This window comes from Fusibacter sp. QWL-12, assembly GCF_058683495.1.
This window is the reverse complement of record NZ_CM178745.1, coordinates 1,218,307-1,236,097: the sequence shown is the minus strand read 5'-3', so window position 1 is coordinate 1,236,097 and position 17,791 is coordinate 1,218,307. Positions and strand designations below refer to the sequence as shown.

Annotated in this window: 18 protein-coding genes; 11 read left to right on the top strand and 7 right to left on the bottom strand. The window is 38.8% G+C overall.

Annotation, left to right across the window (positions count from 1 at the left end; genetic code table 11):
• Nucleotides 1–137 precede the first annotated feature (137 nt).
• From AC4PID_RS06315 to AC4PID_RS06285, 7 genes are all read left to right on the top strand, one after another.
• On the top strand, nt 138–1,346 hold the full coding sequence (locus AC4PID_RS06315; RefSeq protein ID WP_492134719.1) for a MalY/PatB family protein: 1,209 nt from the start codon (nt 138–140) through the stop codon (nt 1,344–1,346).
• 134 nt (nt 1,347–1,480) lie between these two features.
• Entirely contained in the window at nt 1,481–2,713 is a 1,233-nt protein-coding gene (gene sstT, locus AC4PID_RS06310) for a serine/threonine transporter SstT (RefSeq protein ID WP_492134718.1), read from the top strand.
• A 211-nt stretch (nt 2,714–2,924) separates the two neighbouring features.
• A complete protein-coding gene (locus tag AC4PID_RS06305) occupies nt 2,925–3,371 on the top strand; it encodes an Hsp20/alpha crystallin family protein (RefSeq protein WP_492134717.1) in 447 nt (148 codons plus the stop codon).
• 160 nt (nt 3,372–3,531) lie between these two features.
• Nucleotides 3,532–4,512, top strand: coding sequence for a nucleoside recognition domain-containing protein (locus AC4PID_RS06300; RefSeq protein WP_492134716.1), 981 nt, complete (start codon nt 3,532–3,534; stop codon nt 4,510–4,512).
• 57 nt (nt 4,513–4,569) lie between these two features.
• A complete protein-coding gene (locus AC4PID_RS06295) occupies nt 4,570–4,962 on the top strand; it encodes a DUF2177 family protein (protein ID WP_492134715.1) in 393 nt (130 codons plus the stop codon).
• Nucleotides 4,963–5,025: 63 nt separating this feature from the next.
• Complete coding sequence (locus AC4PID_RS06290) at nt 5,026–5,925, top strand: GT-B fold glycosyltransferase domain-containing protein (protein WP_492134714.1); 900 nt, start codon at nt 5,026–5,028, stop codon at nt 5,923–5,925.
• Nucleotides 5,926–6,047: 122 nt separating this feature from the next.
• On the top strand, nt 6,048–8,051 hold the full coding sequence (locus AC4PID_RS06285) for a methyl-accepting chemotaxis protein (RefSeq protein ID WP_492134713.1): 2,004 nt from the start codon (nt 6,048–6,050) through the stop codon (nt 8,049–8,051).
• A gap of 44 nt (nt 8,052–8,095) precedes the next feature.
• Here AC4PID_RS06285 and AC4PID_RS06280 read toward each other — a convergent pair whose 3' ends face one another.
• The 3 genes from AC4PID_RS06280 to AC4PID_RS06270 form a co-directional block, all read right to left on the bottom strand.
• Complete coding sequence (locus AC4PID_RS06280) at nt 8,096–8,707, bottom strand: GNAT family N-acetyltransferase (RefSeq protein ID WP_492134712.1); 612 nt, start codon at nt 8,705–8,707, stop codon at nt 8,096–8,098.
• Nucleotides 8,704–9,264, bottom strand: a complete 561-nt coding sequence (locus AC4PID_RS06275) for a hypothetical protein (RefSeq protein ID WP_492134711.1) — start codon at nt 9,262–9,264, stop codon at nt 8,704–8,706. The genes AC4PID_RS06280 and AC4PID_RS06275 overlap by 4 nt, the downstream gene beginning before the upstream one ends.
• Nucleotides 9,265–9,372: 108 nt before the next feature.
• Nucleotides 9,373–9,972 carry a TetR/AcrR family transcriptional regulator gene (locus AC4PID_RS06270; RefSeq protein ID WP_492134710.1) on the bottom strand — a complete coding sequence of 200 codons (600 nt, stop codon included), beginning with the start codon at nt 9,970–9,972 and terminating at the stop codon, nt 9,373–9,375.
• A gap of 176 nt (nt 9,973–10,148) precedes the next feature.
• Here AC4PID_RS06270 and AC4PID_RS06265 point away from each other — a divergent pair, with 176 nt between their 5' ends.
• The 3 genes from AC4PID_RS06265 to AC4PID_RS06255 all read left to right on the top strand — a co-directional run bounded on the left by AC4PID_RS06265 (nt 10,149) and on the right by AC4PID_RS06255 (nt 12,726).
• Nucleotides 10,149–10,892, top strand: a complete 744-nt coding sequence (locus tag AC4PID_RS06265) for a nitroreductase family protein (protein ID WP_492134709.1) — start codon at nt 10,149–10,151, stop codon at nt 10,890–10,892.
• Nucleotides 10,893–10,912: 20 nt separating this feature from the next.
• On the top strand, nt 10,913–11,239 hold the full coding sequence (locus tag AC4PID_RS06260) for a 4a-hydroxytetrahydrobiopterin dehydratase (RefSeq protein ID WP_492134708.1): 327 nt from the start codon (nt 10,913–10,915) through the stop codon (nt 11,237–11,239).
• 116 nt (nt 11,240–11,355) lie between these two features.
• Entirely contained in the window at nt 11,356–12,726 is a 1,371-nt protein-coding gene (locus AC4PID_RS06255; RefSeq protein WP_492134707.1) for an MATE family efflux transporter, read from the top strand.
• 186 nt (nt 12,727–12,912) lie between these two features.
• On the opposite strand, the gene AC4PID_RS06250 is transcribed toward AC4PID_RS06255, so the two are convergent.
• From AC4PID_RS06250 to AC4PID_RS06235, 4 genes are all read right to left on the bottom strand, one after another.
• Complete coding sequence (locus AC4PID_RS06250; RefSeq protein ID WP_492134706.1) at nt 12,913–13,677, bottom strand: ABC transporter permease; 765 nt, start codon at nt 13,675–13,677, stop codon at nt 12,913–12,915.
• Nucleotides 13,674–14,606, bottom strand: coding sequence for an ABC transporter ATP-binding protein (locus AC4PID_RS06245; RefSeq protein WP_492134705.1), 933 nt, complete (start codon nt 14,604–14,606; stop codon nt 13,674–13,676). Before AC4PID_RS06245 ends, AC4PID_RS06250 begins: the two co-directional genes overlap by 4 nt.
• The gene (locus tag AC4PID_RS06240; RefSeq protein WP_492134704.1) at nt 14,606–14,815 is read right to left on the bottom strand and encodes a PLDc N-terminal domain-containing protein; all 210 of its coding nucleotides are present in this window, start codon (nt 14,813–14,815) and stop codon (nt 14,606–14,608) included. The genes AC4PID_RS06245 and AC4PID_RS06240 overlap by 1 nt, the downstream gene beginning before the upstream one ends.
• A 185-nt stretch (nt 14,816–15,000) precedes the next feature.
• Nucleotides 15,001–16,116, bottom strand: a complete 1,116-nt coding sequence (locus AC4PID_RS06235; RefSeq protein ID WP_492134703.1) for a helix-turn-helix domain-containing protein — start codon at nt 16,114–16,116, stop codon at nt 15,001–15,003.
• A 285-nt stretch (nt 16,117–16,401) separates the two neighbouring features.
• On the opposite strand from AC4PID_RS06235, the gene AC4PID_RS06230 reads away from it, so the two are divergent.
• Entirely contained in the window at nt 16,402–17,790 is a 1,389-nt protein-coding gene (locus AC4PID_RS06230; RefSeq protein WP_492134702.1) for an S-layer homology domain-containing protein, read from the top strand.
• Nucleotide 17,791: the final 1 nt, after the last annotated feature.

The window sequence follows — 17,791 nt, the reverse complement described above, 5'->3', positions numbered from 1 at the left end:
ACTCCTTTATATTAAAGAATATTTGTATGACTTCTTTTATCTATGATACTATAGATTTATAGAAATTGGAAATAGGTTAGTGCGTCGTTTTCGTAAGATCAGGCGTTGAAATTCTATAGATTAATTTAGGAGGACTTATGGCTAAGATGAGCAGTTTTGACTTTGATGAGGTCATCAACCGTTACAATACAAATTCGATTAAATATGATGCTGCTGCAAACATGGGGAAACCATCAAATTTAATCCCACTTTGGGTTGCAGATATGGACTTTAAAGCACCAAAGGAAGTCATAGATGCGATGAAAGAGCGTTCAGAGCACGGTATCTTTGGCTATACAGATGCTATTTCTGAGAATTACTTTAATGCAGTTCAAAATTGGATGATCAAACATCATCAATGGTCGCCTCAAAAGGAATGGCTCGTTATGACACCAAGTATCGTTAACGCGATCTGTGTTGCCATCCGTACGCTGACTGAAGTCGGCGATAGCATCATCATACAACAGCCGGTCTATCATCCATTTGCAGAATCCATCCTTACCAATCAAAGAAATCTTGTGGTCAATCAGCTGCTCTTTACAAACGACACATACCAAATAGATTTTGAAGATTTTGAAAGCAAAATCGTAGAGAATCAAGTTAAAATGTTTATTCTATGTAACCCACATAACCCAATAGGAAGGGTATGGTCAAAAGAGGATTTAACGAAGCTGGGCGATTTGTGTGTGAAGCACGATGTCATCGTAGTAGCTGATGAAATTCATGCAGACTTTGTGTATGAGGATTTTGGAAATAAACACGTTGTTTTTTCTGACTTAAAGCCGGAGTATTTAAACAGAACCATCACTTGTACAGCGCCATCCAAAACCTTTAACCTCGCGGGCCTTCAGCAGTCCAATATATTTATTGCCAATGAGCAAATTCGAGAAGACTTTAAAAAAGAACTGGTTCGCATGGGACTTGGCATTCCCAATGTAATGGGGTTTGTAGCTTGTCAAGCTGCATACGAGCACGGAGAACCTTGGCTTAAAGCCTTAAAGGCATATCTCGTAGAAAATATCCGCTTAATTGAAGACTTTTTAGACGAAAAATTACCTGAGGTAAAGCTAATCAAACCACAGGGTACTTATCTATTATGGCTCGATTTTAGTGCGCTTGGGTTAACACCTGCAGAGCTTAACAGCTTCATAACCGATGAAGCAGGTCTTTGGTTAAATTCAGGGACGATGTTTGGCATCGGTGGTGAGAACTTTCAAAGAATGAATATTACTTGTCCAAAAGCAACACTAGAAAAAGCGTTAGATCAGCTTTATAACGCAGTGCGTATGCGAGTCGCGAACACATAAAAATCTTTTTATATATAAAATAAACTATATTAATATTTCGTAACAAATTACCTTGCTTTTATGACTTCCTATGTTAAAATGGTTGTAATGTTAAACTTTAAACACTAAATAGAGAGAAAAAGTGGAGGTAGGTAGTGAAAGAAATCTTTAAGAAATGGAATGCGCTTAGCATAGTGAAGCGTATTATCGTTGGCTTGGTCATCGGTATACTTCTCGCTGTGGCGATTCCAAAACAGGCAGCTTTTGTCGTGATTTTCGGTTCTTTATTTGTAGGGGCACTTAAAGCCGTAGCACCAATGTTGGTATTTTTCCTAGTTATGAGTGCCATTGCGCAGCATAAAGCAGGACATCAAACGAACATGGGCTCGATCATTAAGTTATACCTTCTTGGTACGTTTTTAGCAAGCTTAATAGGGGTTGTTGCAAGCTTTGCCTTCCCAGTAAGCTTAACCATGGCAGCAGGCGTTGATAGTATTTCTCCTCCAGGAGGCGTGGTTGATGTATTAAAAACACTTCTATTAAATGTAGTCGATAATCCCGTAAAAGCGTTATTTAATGCAAATTACATCGGTATACTTGCTTGGGCAGCTTTACTTGGCTTTATGCTTAGAAGTGCTGCAGATACAACCAAACTGATGATTAGTAATGTTGCAGATGCACTTTCTAACGTCGTTAGATTTATCATCAACTTTGCACCACTTGGCATTATGGGTCTTGTGTTTGACTCAATTGCAACAAGTGGTATTGAATCATTAATGAGCTATGGTCAATTGCTTGTCGTATTAGTTGGATGTATGTTATTTGTTGCATTTGTGGTGAATCCGATCATCGTGTATACACAAATTAAGCAAAATCCTTATCCGCTAGTCCTCAAGAGTATCAGAGTTTCTGGCTTAACTGCATTCTTTACACGAAGCTCTGCAGCAAATATTCCAGTGAACATGGAGCTTTGTGAAGAACTTGGACTTGATAAAGACAATTATTCAGTTTCGATTCCACTGGGTGCAACGATCAATATGGCAGGAGCGGCAATTACCATTTCAGTACTTTCGCTCGCTGCAGTTCATACACTTGGCATCGAAGTAGATATAGCTACTGCACTTATTTTAAGTGTACTTGCTGCAGTAAGCGCTTGTGGTGCTTCTGGTGTAGCAGGTGGTTCGCTTTTACTAATCCCATTAGCATGTAGTTTATTTGGGATTTCAAACGATATTGCAATGCAAGTAGTTGGTGTAGGCTTTATCGTAGGTGTTTTACAAGATTCATGTGAAACAGCACTTAACTCTTCAACAGACGTTATCTTTACTGCTGCGGCAGAGTTTAAACAATGGAAGAAAGACGGTAAAACGATTAAAATTCCTAAATAGTTAAATGTAATGACAAAAAAACTCAGTGATGATGCACAGGCATCTGTCACTGAGTTTTTTTAACGGTTTTTTAAAATTGTAAAAAAATTTTGAAGTGCATTGACAGTAAAAACAAAAAGGTGTATATATAAATTAAGATTAGCACTCGTCAATATAGAGTGCTAACAAAACATAAATTCACATCTATTTTTTATGAAAGGAGTTGTTAAGCATGGCAGGATTAATACCATTCAACAAAAGACGTAACGATTTAATGGGTGTTGGTTTTGATGATTTTCAGAATATGATTGATGACTTTTTTTCAGACACTTGGCCAATGAGAAGAAGCCTCGTCGCAGATACTTTTAAAATTGACGTCCAAGATAGCGAGCAGGCATATCTAGTGGAAGCAGAAATACCAGGTGTTCAAAAAGAGGAAATAAGTTTATCTTTAGATGACGGAAAACTTAATATCTCGGTTAATAAAGAAGAAAATAAAGAAGAAACCAATAAAAACTACATCCACAGAGAAAGACGTATCAGCTCTATGTCGCGCAATATCTTCTTAAAAGATGCAGATGCAGAAGGCATCAAGGCAAAGCTTGAAGATGGTGTGTTGAAGATTGAAATTCCAAAGCGTAACAAACTAGAAACATCTAAAATGATCATGATTGAATAGTAGCCATCCAATTTTTAAAGTTCAATCAAGTTCAATCATATTCGACAGTCTAAAAAAGTCCACTTTCAAGTGGGCTTTTTTCATCTAGCATCTTGCACAAAATTAGTTTATAATCAAACTAATATTTTGAAATTATGCTCGATTAAAGAAAGGTTTGATTATGGAAAAAGTGATTCAAATGATGCTAGAGTCGGGAAAGGTCGGAGTTGAGCTTTCTCTTTATACCATTTTACCGATAATGGTTATAATGATGGCGATCATGAACGTGCTAGACAAAAAAAATATATTGAGCTGGATTGCAAAAGGGGTAGCGCCATTGATGCTCCTATTTGGTCTACCAGGTTTAGGTGTTTTTGCAATCCTCCAAATTCTTTTTATCAGTTTTGCGGCACCTGTGGCTACGCTTAAAATCATCGATCAAGATGATACCATAAGTGATGCTTCTTTGGCAGCGACCTTAGCTGCAATTTTAGTTATGGCACAAGCAAATGCTGTTTTTCCTCTGACATCAGTGGGGTTAAATCTTCCTGTGGGTATTGCAACCTCATTAGTAGGCGGATTAATTGCCAGCTTAATCGCATATAAACTTTTAAAGGGAAAAGAAGCAAATCATAGTAATAAAAACAACATTGAAACGCCCCATTTAAATAAGGACGATTCTGAAAAAAAACTCGATGCAATTGAAGCAACACATAAAAAGAAGAGTATCATCGCACTTTTATTTGAAGGTGGCGAATCGGGACTTGCCATCGTTCTAAAATCCATCCCACCTTTAATCATAGCTGTATTTTTAGTCAATGTTTTAAAAACTGCGGGTATTATTGGTATTTTAGAGACGATTTTATCGCCTGTTCTCACCGCTATTGGGATACCTAGCGTCGCTGTACTTCCTATTGTGACGAAGTTTATCGCAGGTGGTACTGCCATGATGGCGATTATTCTAGATCTTATGAAGCAAGGCCTTATGACCGCTCAAGAACTCAATCGTGTAGCAGGCTTCACCTTAAATCCGCTTGACCCTGTTGGATTAGCCGTACTCGTGGCGACAGGGCCAAGAGTCGCGAAGGTTGCAAAGTCCGCAATATTGGCTGCTGTAGTCGGTATCATCATTCGTGGCATATTGCATCTGATTATTTTTTAATTAAACTGCCTTCTTTGGGGTATTCTTATGTTATAGGAACCTTTATTAGGAGGCAATATGTTGATTCATTTGAGAAATTTTGTGATTACCTTTATTGTTTTCTTCGTAATTGATTTAGCTTGGCTTGGACTCATCGCAAAGAATCTCTATGCGAAGCATCTTGGCTATATAATGGCTGAGAAGGTAAATTGGACAGCGGCGATCTTATTTTACATTCTTTTTATCATCGGTATTTTGTATTTTGCCATTACACCAGCGACGTCTTTGGGAAATGTCGTGCTATCGGGTGCATTATTTGGTTTAATCAGCTATGCAACCTATGATCTTACCAACTTAGCGACGATCAAGTCATGGCCTGTAATCATTACCGTCATTGATCTCGTGTGGGGAACCACTTTATCGACGTTAACAGCTAGCATCAGTTATCTGATTATCGACAAACTAAAATAAACAAGGGCGCACATCTCACATACATACATGTAGAGGTGTGTTTTGCTTTTAAAAGGGGATATCATGAATCGTTTGGGCTTTTTTCTAGGGCATATTCAGCAATTGCCACAAGCAGTATTTTTAATTAAAACATTTGAATCAAACCAATTACAGTCAGAGGTATTAAGAGAATATCAACCCACTATGATGGTTTCAAATGAGGTTGCATCAGCTATACCAGATGAAATTAATGCCTTTTTTCAGGCGAATCAGGTTGATGTGATGGTTTACGACAGCGTTTTAACGGACTGTAAAGTCCCTTTCATAGATAAAATTGAGGCTGCTGCAAGCTTTGAAAAGATTTGCGAAGCAGCTTATCTTTGGATGGATGTGGACAGTTGCTTTATCAACCCACTTCATATAAGTATAAGTGAGAACTTACCTGAGCTCGCCATAAATCCAGTGGACAAACGCAACATAGGCGATCGATATGGAGAGGAGCGCTCTGATTTCTGGTGCTTGCTATCAAAGCATCTTGGTTTGCCTCTAGATTCTCTAAATACGCAATCACCAACAAAGACCATCATATCGAAAGAGCTTATCTATCCTTACTACAATGCTGGGATGTTATGGATCAATGCGCCGAAAGCACTCTTTCAGGAGACCTTTATGGCACTGGAAAACATGCTACGCCTTCCAGAAATTATTGCGATCATCACTGAATCAATGCTTTACAAGATATTTATCCATCAGGCTGTACTGACTTTGATGATTGAAAAACTTTACTATGGAAAAGTAACATCGTTGCCAAAAGGAGTAAATTATCCACTTCACTTGTACTTAGAAGATACATCAAGGCCTGTATTATCTGAACTGGTTAGCTTGAGGTATGATGATTACTTTGACAACAATCAACCACCACAGGAACTATTTACTTATTTTAAAGAGGATTATAAGACGCTAAAATCCAGTTGGTATTATTAGGTCTATAGCATCATCTTTCAACAAAGCAAGTATACTTACTATCATTAGTTGTGATAATATAATATTACGCTGATAAGCATTGTTTGGGGAATAGTTTATCGGAAACCATGTGGGAGGTTATTATGGAGAAAATCAAAGTTAAAAGGAGTATAAGGAAGACCTTTATCCTCATCTTCGTAGGTATCATTGTGTTAACTCAGATCGCAGTAGGCTTGGGGACTACAATTGTTGTAGGATCAGTTTTCACAATGGATAAGAAAAACTCAGTTGATTATTTGGGTCAACAAATTAGTACATCGGTTGAGAACTATTTAAAGGGTTATGAGACGTTAATTCGTTCCATATCTCAACAAGAATTTTCAAAAAAAATCATGTCAGATGCCACAGCTGAATCAAAATTACTAGGAATTTTAGATACAGTTATAAAAGCGAATCCAGACATACTATTTATCTACTTAGGAACTGAGGATAAACGAATGGTTATGAAGCCAGACGACGACTTAGGTGACTATGATCCAAGAACGAGAGATTGGTACATAGCCGCAAAAGATAAAGGAGAGTTCCTTTGGACAGATCCTTATTTCGATGATACTGTAGGTAAGATGGTTGTAACGGCTTGTGAACCAGTATACGATAATGCAGGAAAATTTGTCGGCGTATTGGCAGCAGATATTTCACTTGAAACACTCAATAGACAAACGGAATCCATTAAGATAGGCGAAAGAGGGTATCCAATCATCGTCGATGGTAACAATGTTATCATGGCACATGTGAATCCAGAGAAAATAGGTACAGAGCTGACGACCACTCAAATTGTAGATGCACTAAAAACGACAGATGTGAATTCAGTTGAATATAAATTTGAAGAAAATGGAACGACAAAGAAAAAGTACGCTTCAATAACTAGAATGAGATCTGTCAATTGGTCAGTTGTTTCTACTTTCTATTATGATGAAATTAATAGAAGTATCATATCCATCATTATAGTAAATGCAATTGAATCTTTGGTTGCTATAGCAGTTGCAGTTGGAATTATTTTCTTACTAACACGTGCCTTTAACGAACGCATTCGCAAGCTAGTTGCCTCTATGCAAAAAGCGAGAACGGGTGATTTAAGTGAACATTCTAATATCAACTCAAAGGATGAAACTGGATTACTCAGTCAGTATTTTGATGAAACCTTAGAGGATTTAGCAAAATTAGTTGGTAACATCCAAAATGTGTCAAATCACTTGACCAATTCGTCACAAAATCTTGCTGCGACAAGTGAAGAAGTAAGTGCATCTGCTACTGAGGTCGCTAAAACCGTAGAGGACATCGCAAAAGGTGCTCAAGATCAGGCATCTGATGCAGAGCAAAGCTCAGTGATCGCTCAAGCGCTTTCAGATAAGTTTGGTCACCTGAATCAGTACACTCAAGATATGGTGAACTCAGCTGAAACCACTGGTGTGGCATATAATGAAGGTATAGAATCTGTACAGGAGCTAGGCAAACGCAACGATGAATCTCAAAAGGCAAATTATGAAATTGAAATGATTATCAACGAACTCAATCTTAGAACGCAAGAAATCGGTTCTATCCTTGATAGTATCTCAGATATCTCAGTTCAGACCAATCTTCTCGCACTTAATGCTTCAATAGAGGCTGCTCGTGCTGGAGAGCATGGTAGAGGCTTTGCAGTTGTTGCTGAAGAAATCCGTAAGCTGGCGGAGCAATCTGCAAAAGCGACTGAAAATGTTCGTAAGATTGTCGGAGATATCCAACAAGACAGTACAAAATCAGTAGACAGTATGGCGACACTAAAGGCGATTTCAGATAAGCAAAATGAAGCGGTACAAAAGGTAATCGGTGCATTTGCGACGATTAAGACCGCTTATCAAACGATTTCTAGCAACATCGAATCCATCGGTGGTGCTGTAAAAGAAGTCAATACCGATAAGGAAAGAATCGTCAGCAGCATCGAAAATATCTCGGCTGTATCAGAAGAAACCGCAGCGGCTTCGGAAGAAGTAACCGCATCTATGGAACAACAAACTTATGCAGTTGAAGAGGTTGCAAAGGCGGCACAAGAGTTAAGTCAAATTGCAGGTGAGCTAGATCGAGAGATTTCTAAGTTTATTATTTAGTTATTAATGAGAAAGAGGCGAATGATTCGCCTCTTTTTTTAGTTTTAATGATTTTCCCTGAAAAATGTGTAGATGCTAAGTGCTTCGAGAGACTCAGTCGCTGTAAAGCGATAGCCGTTTTTCTCATAATAACCGATGTTTTTATCGTTTTCTGTATCCAGTCCAACGCCGGTGGAAAGGGGATGATTTGCGCTTAGGGTGTGCAGATAGTCGAGTACCTCTTTTCCTAGATGCTTACCTTGATGCTCTGGCGCTATGCCTACACAGACGAGATAATGATGTGGCACCCTTGGGCGGTGTTTTGTGGTCTGCCTCATGTAGGCGTTGAGCCTTTTAAAGGATTTGAAATCAAGTGTCATAAAATAGCGAAGGATGAAAATCAAATAGTGCCATGTACTTTTTTTCTGATCTTTTTTCGGTGGTTCAACTACCGCAAAACCCACCATCACATGTGGCACTTCCTCTAAATATATTTTTAAGAAAAGTTGACCTGTATGATTTCCGTTTTGTATGACGAAGTCAAAGAATGCGCTTATTTTATCACGCTGACCACTGGATAGCATAAGTAGCCAAGGATCGTTTTCAAAAGCTGAGGTCAGGAGCCCAACGGCAAGGATGCGCTCGTAATCAGTTAATGTAGCAGTTGATACAATCATTTGTAGATCCTTTCGTGATCGACAGCAAAGCTATAGATGACCTTGAAGCCATAAAAGCTGTAGATGATCTTTAAGATATTGGGCAAAGTGATAAAGGGTGAATAGGTGAAAAGTAGTATCGATAAAACACCAACCAAAAATCCTGCGAGGGTTCTTTGGAAGTCGTATTTTCTGAGTAGGTTGACGAGGCTCGCAGAGAGTATGGTAAATGCCCATATGGTAATTGCAGCTGTCCATCGCTCTGGGTAAGCGATGAGAAGTAGAAGTGGCTGAATGTGAATGGCGATAAACACCCATCTGGCTTTTGAAGACTTGGCATAATGTGAGTTTGTCCCGTGGGTTAAATTGGCGACGATACCACCAGAGATATCCAGATATAAAAACCATAATACGATTTGTCTTATAAGTGACAGCGATGACCATTCTGAATGCGTTAGAAAACCAACGGTAAAGATAGAACCTACTGTAAAGATAAGAACGAGTAGAAGTTCGATGACGGTTTGCTCGGTTCCAAATAATTCATGAAAAAACTTTGGGATGGTAATATTATTTTGCATAAATGCCTCCTGATAATTTTATATAACTGTTCGGTCGGTCAATTAAATGAGGTGAATAAAATCGCTGGATCAAACCGAGCGATTTATGATAAGTGTTGGTTGTTTAGTTTAACTGTAAAGATAGTCGAGCATCATTTGACTTTGTAATGCCCATAAGCGTTTGTATTTTTCTAAATCCTTCTCAAGCATAAAGTGCATGCCTATGGTGTCAAATTGGATCACGAATAGCTCAATCGCTTCATCAAGTTTCTGTGCAAGTTTTGTGGCATTTGGCTCAATCTGGAGAATCATCTGTTTAATAAATGCGGCCATTTCAAGCTTGACTGCCTCAATTTTCACTTGGTATTCCGGATTAACAAGTGCGAGGTTGTAATAGTGGTAAAGTGCCATATAGGCAGTTCGTTCACGTTCGTTGATGTTTAGCGTGAGATCACCAAGTACCGATAGGAATTCTTTAACACTCTTGAAAGTAATCATTGTATTTGCTGCTGGAAAAGCGATGGTCATCATGTAATCAAATAGCTGTTGTGTCATTTCTTCAGCACTTGTAAAGTGATGAAAAAAATTACTTTTACTGACGCCAGCTGCATCTGAAACCTTCTTTGCACTGAGTCCAGCAAACCCTTCTAATGCCAGTATTTGAAGTCCAGCTTCTAAAAGCTTGTGTTTGGTTTCAGTTCCTTTAACGACTCTTAAGTCTTGCTTCATAATCCACCTTCTTTGACCTGATAATTATAATCTAGCATAAATGAAAGCGCACGTCAACAAACAAACTGTCCGAGCGGTCAGAAATAAAATTTGATTGTATGCTATACTGTGAGAGAAGAGGATTCTTTACATACTTTATTCGACGAATAATCAATAATCATTAGCAGGAGGCGTATATGAATACCATTTATGAATCTTTAGTATCTAGAAAATCAACCAGACAATTTGAAGAAAAACAAGTTCCCACTGAGATTAAACAAGCGCTCTTAAATGCGGGCTTTCAGGCACCGACTGCAGGCAATCAGATGCTTTATAGTATCATAGACGTAACGGATCAGGGGTTAAAGGATCAATTGGCTGAAACCTGTGATCATCAACCCTTTATCGCTAAAGCGCCGATCGTTCTTATCTTTTTAGCGGATACGAGAAGGTGGCTGGACGCTTATCATGCAGCAGGGGTAGAAGCCAGAGATCCAGGAATGGGGGATCTTTTCCTAGCGATACAGGATGCTGTGATTGCAGCTCAAAATATAGTGGTTGCAGCAGAGTCGTTTGGCCTGGGTTCATGCTATATCGGGGATATACTTGAAAATGTCGAAACCCATCGTGCGCTTCTTAAGCTCGATGAATTTGTCGTCCCTATCGCTATGCTGGTAATTGGCTATCCGACTGAAGGTCAGAAGAACAGACAAAAGCCAAATCGCTTTGAAGCGGAATACATTGTACATGAGAATCACTATAGAAGATTAACTGAGACAGAGCTTAGAGAGATGCACCTTAAACAGTCGGGCAAGCCTGATTATGACTTCGATAGCACGATTACAGCATTTTGCAATCGAAAATACATGTCAGACTTTGCTAAAGAGATGACGCGATCTTCAGAAATTTATGCCAATGCTTTCCTGAAAAAAGGGGTATAAGTAACACAAAGGAGGTCGTTATGTCTGGATTAAGTCAAGAAAGATGTATCCCCTGTTCTCTGGGAACGCCACCGATCGTAGGGGAAGAACTTAAAGCACTGAAATCCGAGCTATCAGATGGCTGGGAAGTAATAGAAGAAGCGAAACTTGAGAAGCATTATAAATTTAAAGATTTTAAATCGGCACTGGAATTTGTCGATAAAGTTGGTGCCATCGCAGAGGAGCAGGGGCATCATCCTGATATCGAGTTGGGATGGGGTCGTGTGGTTGTCTATTTGATGACACATAAAATTCATGGGCTATCGAGAAATGATTTTATCATGGCTTCGTTAATCGATGCGCTATAACAGATAAATAATTAAAGTTTCGTAACACTAAATATAATAAAAGGAAAAGTCAGTTTTGTATCGAATATTATACAAGCTGACTTTTTTGGATTTTTAACATCAATATTGGGGGAACTATGGCGTCTACAGACAAACATCATAAGATAATAAAAGGGATAGGACTAGACGCTAAAACCATAGCGTTAATTTGGAAACTGGCATGGCCGGTTATGTTAGGACAAGCGTTACATACAGTATTAGTGATAACGGATATGTGGTTTATAGCAAGGCTGGGCAGTACAGAGGCAGCTGCAGCAGGAACTGGGACATCGCTTTTAGGTGTTATACAAGTTTTACCAACCGTCGTTGCAGCAGGTGTGGTCGCATTGGTGGCCAGATACTCAGGGGCCGAGGACAAGGGAATGATTCAGACCATTGCGTCAACGGGGCTGATTCTGTCGATCCTCATCGGTGCGGTCGTCACAGTGGGTAGTTTTTTAGGTTTAGATGGCCTCCTCTGGATCTTTGGCGATGCAGACGCTTCAGTGCTCGACATGGCCAGAACCTACGTCGGAATCGGATTACTGGGATTGCCGTTTTTCTTTTACAATGCCACTTCTAGGTCCATCGTACAGGCAACAGGAGACACAAAAAATCCAGTAAAGATTTTTATTACGGCGAACATCTGTAACATCATTTTAGACTATATTTTTATTAACGTTTTCCATCAGGGCATTGGTGGCGCTGCGACCGCAACTGTTCTTTCAGAAGTTGTAGCTTTCTTGCTCATGACGCGACTCACTTTTAAGAATGTATTTGAGGGGAGACTAGAGGTTTTATTTTCACATCTTAAGCTCGAGATCAGCATGGTCATCCGCATCGTGAAAATTGGTGGATTTGCTGTGATGCAAATGATTACACGTCCATTTACTGGTTTGATTATGTATCGATTGGTGCTAGCACAAGGGGTGGCAGCAGGTGCGGCCTTTGGTGTCGGCGGACGATTTTTTAACTTTGTATTTATCTTTCTTGCAGGTCTAGGCACAGCACTTTCGGTTATGGTAGGGCAAAGTCTAGGACAATCAGATATTCCAAAGGCAAAACGTCTGGTTAAACAAGGGGTTCTGCTGGCAACAATTAATATGATTGTGTTCTCGATACCTTTTTATATCTTTCCACACAGCTTCATGCGATTTTTCGTCGATGATCCTGAAGTCATCCGAATTGGTGTCAATTACCTTAGAATCACCTATACAGGTGTCCTTTTCGCGATCATCAACACGGTATTTGGATCGGCGTTTTCAGGCGCAGGGGATACCTTCCCGCCAATGCTGGCATCACTTGTGGGCAACTGGGCAGTAAAAATTCCACTTGCCATCTTACTCACAACCTTAATCCCTCTTGGATCTGACGGTGTCTGGCTCGCAATTGGCATCTCAGTTGCAGCAGAGGCGGCGATTATGGCGATCTGGTTTGGAAAAGGCAAATGGCAACATAAGAAAATCTAAAAAAGTAAATCTAAAAAGTAAATTTAAAAAAGTAAATTTAAAAAAGTAAGTTTAAAAAAGTAAGTTTAAAAAAGTAAATTTAAAAAAGTAAATCCTATAAAGATCCCGTTAAAACAGTTAGCTGTCGACGAATTCTTTATAGGATTTTTTTAGTCTTAAGATGAGTTTGAATTATTGTTTGTTATGTTAAATCGCTTTTCGATTAAAGGTAATGACCGAAACGACATTTAAGAGCACGATGACAATAATGGTACTAACGACTGCAGGAATGAGTCGATCTGGTGACAAACTGCCTTGAACCAGACTCATGTTTTGTGTTGCAAGCCATGTGGGATTAAACTTTGCGATTGGCTCAAAAATTCCCAAGATCATCAAGACGATAAAGACGAGTAAAGTCGTCAAGAGGCTGCCGTAGCTGTTGCTAAACAAGATACCACCAAGAAGTGTCACACTGATTAAAAAGACGCCAAACAGCCATAGACAAACCCCTGCAAAATAGGCGTGATGTAAAATGCTCACATCCCAGAAATAGCGCGTATAGATGTCTGTTAAACCAAAGCAAAGTACAAAGCTTGCCGTCCAAAGCAGGATAGAAAGTGTGAGTTTACCATAGATGACAGTACTTCTCTTTAGCCCCTTAGTAAGGATATTTATGAGGGTTCCTTTGGTAATTTCATGTGAAATCAACGTACTGAATAGGATGACGAGTACGATGAGCCCCATCTGACCGACGTTTTTATAAAACTGAGCCCAAGAATCCATAGCGGTGGGTTCGGGTAAAGTGATTTGCATCCCTTCAGGCATAAAAGTCTCAAGTAGCTGTGGGGTCACCTTAGCAGTGATGGGATTCATAATTCCCAAAAGTGCGAAGACGACTGCAAAGATGAACACCTTATAGGTGCGAAGTGCTTCTAACCACTCCTTTTTTACAAATGCGATATAAGGTCTCATTTCACCACCTCCATGAAGAGATTCTCAAGCGTCGGTTCCAAAAGCTCTATCCGGTTGGGTACGAGCTCAGCTTCAGCGAGAATCTTCAGTACATGAAGCTGTGTGCTTTTCACGGATTCAGTCTCAATATAAAGACTACTACCTTCTACAGAAAGCTTTGAAGTGTTATCGGATGAAAAGTAAGCCTTCGTCGCATCGAGTTCACGGAATTGACTGAGTTGCTCCTTAGAGGCAAACTCAATTTCGATAATATCGGTTCGGCCATTTTCCTTGATTTCAGATAGGTTGCCTTCTAGTGCGAGCTTACCGCCACTTAAAACACCAATGTGATCACAGATGCGTTCTACATCAGATAAAATATGGGTGGAAAAAATAACCGTTGTCTTGCCTTTCAGTTTGAGAAGGATATCTAGGATTTCCTTTCTCCCGATGGGATCGAGTGCAGAAGTTGGTTCATCGCAGATGAGCAACTTAGGTTCGTTGATCATCGCTTGAGCGATGCCAAGGCGTTGCTTCATACCTCTAGAATAGCCCCCAATTCTCTTTTTCGCATTTTCAAGTCCAACTAAAGTAAGAAGCTCTTGAATCCTTGGCTTTAATAGAGGTTCAGGAATGCCAGTGATCCTGCCACACAGCTCTAGATACTCCTGTGGCTTCATATAGCCATAAAACTCTGGGACATCAGGTAAAAACCCGATGTGCTGGTTGGTTGGCGTCTGACCATAATGAACGTTTTCGCCAAATACTTTTATCGTTCCTTGGTCGATTTTAAGCAGACCCAAGGTCATCTTCATGGTCGTGGTTTTTCCAGCGCCGTTCTGTCCAAGAAGCCCATAAATGCTGTTTTCAGGAACGACAAGGTTTAATCCGTCTATGACCTTATTGCTACCAAATGATTTATGAAGCTGTTGAATTTCGAGGGCGAGCATTATTCATCACCTCTACCAAATAGAAAGTACACCACAGGACCGATGATTTGGATGAAAAGGACGACGATGATCCATAGGATTTTATTACCGAATTTATAATTCGGATGCTTTAAGACGTGTACAAGAGCTGTAATCGCAAGGGCTAGCTCAAGGATAATTACAGGGATTAAAAATGGTAAATACTCTTTTAATTGACTGATTTCGTTCATAAGGTTCCTCCAAATTGAATTATTATATGCGTTAAGATTTATGAATAGAGATTATGCAAATGTTTTTAGTGTTAAATGGTTTATGCGATACACGTTGTATGCTCTTTATGTTATAAGTTTTGCTGATTATACTCTTTGTATGCTCATGTGTTCCACATGTTTAAATCACTGAATAAGGTAAGCGTCTATAATGTCTTATAAAAGTTTTTAAGCTGTTCAAGATAGCTTTTAAACCTTGGCTCTTCACTTATTGCTGTGAAGAATGGATTTGCTTCAAGCCCTTGAATCATACTCATCCCAATCACTTTTTCTGAGCGAGGTGCTTGTGTTCTGACCTCAATTTCTTTAAACCATTCCTCTATTTGATCAAAGTAAGCATCACCTTTAATCCTGATAGGGAAGAGCTTATGCGTGCAGAGCTCAGTGTATTTCTCAAGTTGGTCAAGCGCATGCTCTTTGTTGCCCATCTGCATATAGCCCTGTGCAAAGGCAAGATGTGTCTGAACAGCGATACCAGCATTGAGGTCTTCAATTCCAAAGTCCGCCATCAGGCTTAGCGATCTTTTTACGACTTCATCAAACCGCGCTGGGTCATGGATGCATACCAAAGCATAAGACGGTAAAATGCCGATGAGCTGCATCAGATAGTTGTATTGACCTGCCTGTAAGACTTGAATTGCCTTATCTGTCTTACCCAGTAACTGGTAGGCGCTTGCAAGTATTGGCTCATCGCTAGAAGTTGGACTTAAGATGCCTTCTAGATTTTCGATGACCTTTAGAGGCTCCTGCTGTATAAGGTAAACAGCGGCTTGAAGTGAGTTCGCACTGTTGACCAGCTTTAGGTCATCGGATTCCACTTTTATTCTTTCACAAAGTTCATCGATTTTCGTGAGAATGGCCATTTGTTGATCGGGTGATGGCGCAAGCATAAAGTGGTTCATTAAAAGTAGCGACATTTTATGAATCAGTGGCATACAAGCGTAGTATTTTCGGATCGATTGTTCTATATCAGAGATAACTTTATCAAAGGGTTCAGTGATGAATTTCACCGTAAATTCTGTATAGAGTCTCTCAATGCTATTATGGTCTAGTTGAGGCGAATAGCCAATGAGCTCATCGATGCTAATGTTAAAGTAAGTCGCCAATATGGGTAGGAGTAGGATATCTGGAAAGCTCTGGCCCGTTTCCCATTTGGAGACGGATGCCTTTGAAACGCCAACATAACTAGCAAGATCGTCCTGTGTAAGTCCTTTTTCCTTCCTTTTTTGAGTCAATATACGTGCAAGGTTGATTTCTTTCATGAAAGCCTCCTCGGTTTTCCTTTTTTATACCCTCATTATATGCTTTTTAATGTGGAATACAATGGATTCTAACTTAACTTTGGTGGACAAAATCAACTGATGGTTGACAAATGTATAAATTATAGTTCGATTTTCATACTTAGATAAAGAAAAAATGGGACTCATTTTCCAAATAAATGTAAAATTATTACATTTATTACTTTTCATATACAGTTTAATCAGTTATACTAAAATAACGAGTACTTACATAAAATGTTAAAATTATTAAAATAATGGGGGAACAAAATGCGGGAATTTATCAAAGAGAATATTGAGGAAAGAAACACTATTTATTCATGCAATAGTCAAGAATCACTCGTCAAAGAGCAGACTGAACTTTATAAATCTACATATGAAGATCCAAAGTTACTTAAGCGTGTCATCAATGATATGAAGAAAAGCATTAAAATTACAGGTTGGTTAGGATTTTTGCTGACGGTTTTATTGACCTTATCATCGTTTGGTTATGCAGAAGATTTAAGCAAATCATTTAAGGATGTTAACAATAGTGATTGGGCGTATAAATTCATCAACTCTTTGCAATCAAGCAATATCGTTAATGGCTATCCTGACGGGACTTTTAGACCCAATAACAATGTCAAGGTAAATGAATATATCGCCATGGCTGTGAAAACTCAAGGGTTTTGGTTAGAGCCTGTGAATGGCGATTGGGCGAAACCATATATTGATAAGGCTCTTGAGCTACACATTATTGAGCCGAATCAATTTACAGATTATAATGCAAAGATTACGCGTCAAAGTATGGCGGTTATTACAATGAATACGATTTATCTCAATGAAGAGAGACCAACAAATGAGTATGACCAATACGTCTCAAATGAAATAAAAGATTATAAGGATATATGTGGTTACTGTGCTCAAAGTGTATTAGATGCGTACAAGATGGGAATAACGACTGGGTATTCAGATAAGACTTTCAGAGGATCCAACTTTTCTACTCGTGCAGAAGCTACAACCTTTATTAGTAAGATTATTAATACTGAGTTGAGAGATAAACCTTATAAAGAGTACAAGACATCACTAGATGTATGGTATTGGATTAATCCTAACGGAGAACGTGTATTTGCAGAAACAAATATCTATAAGAGCGGTGAATTCAAGCTTGTTAAAGAAGATTTCTATATGCCAGTTTATAAAGGCATAAATGTTACTGAAATGTATGAACTAGGTAAGTATATGAATCAACTTACAGTAAACGAGGGGGATAATCCTTTCTATATTTTCAATCAAGGTGATAATGGTTTTTCAATTTATGGATATAAGAATAAAGATCAGTATTTATCAATTTTTAGTGATTATGTTTTATATGGAGATCAAGTAGTTCAATTTCCAGTAAAAACAGAAATTATTTTGGGAGCAGAAGCTTATATGTACGGCGAATATTCATATTCAATTGTACTTCAAAAAGAAAACTATGAAATATATAGTGATTTTATTGAAAAAATGATTCAATTCTCATTTGGAAGCGACTCGGCTACAGTTATTAGCAGGATAAACAATGCGATGATTACTAATGAACAAGACTTGATCAAATTTGGAATAGCAGGACGGAATGTATCAATTAACAATACATCAACCAAAATTTATATTAATTATTCAGTTAAGTATCAGTAAG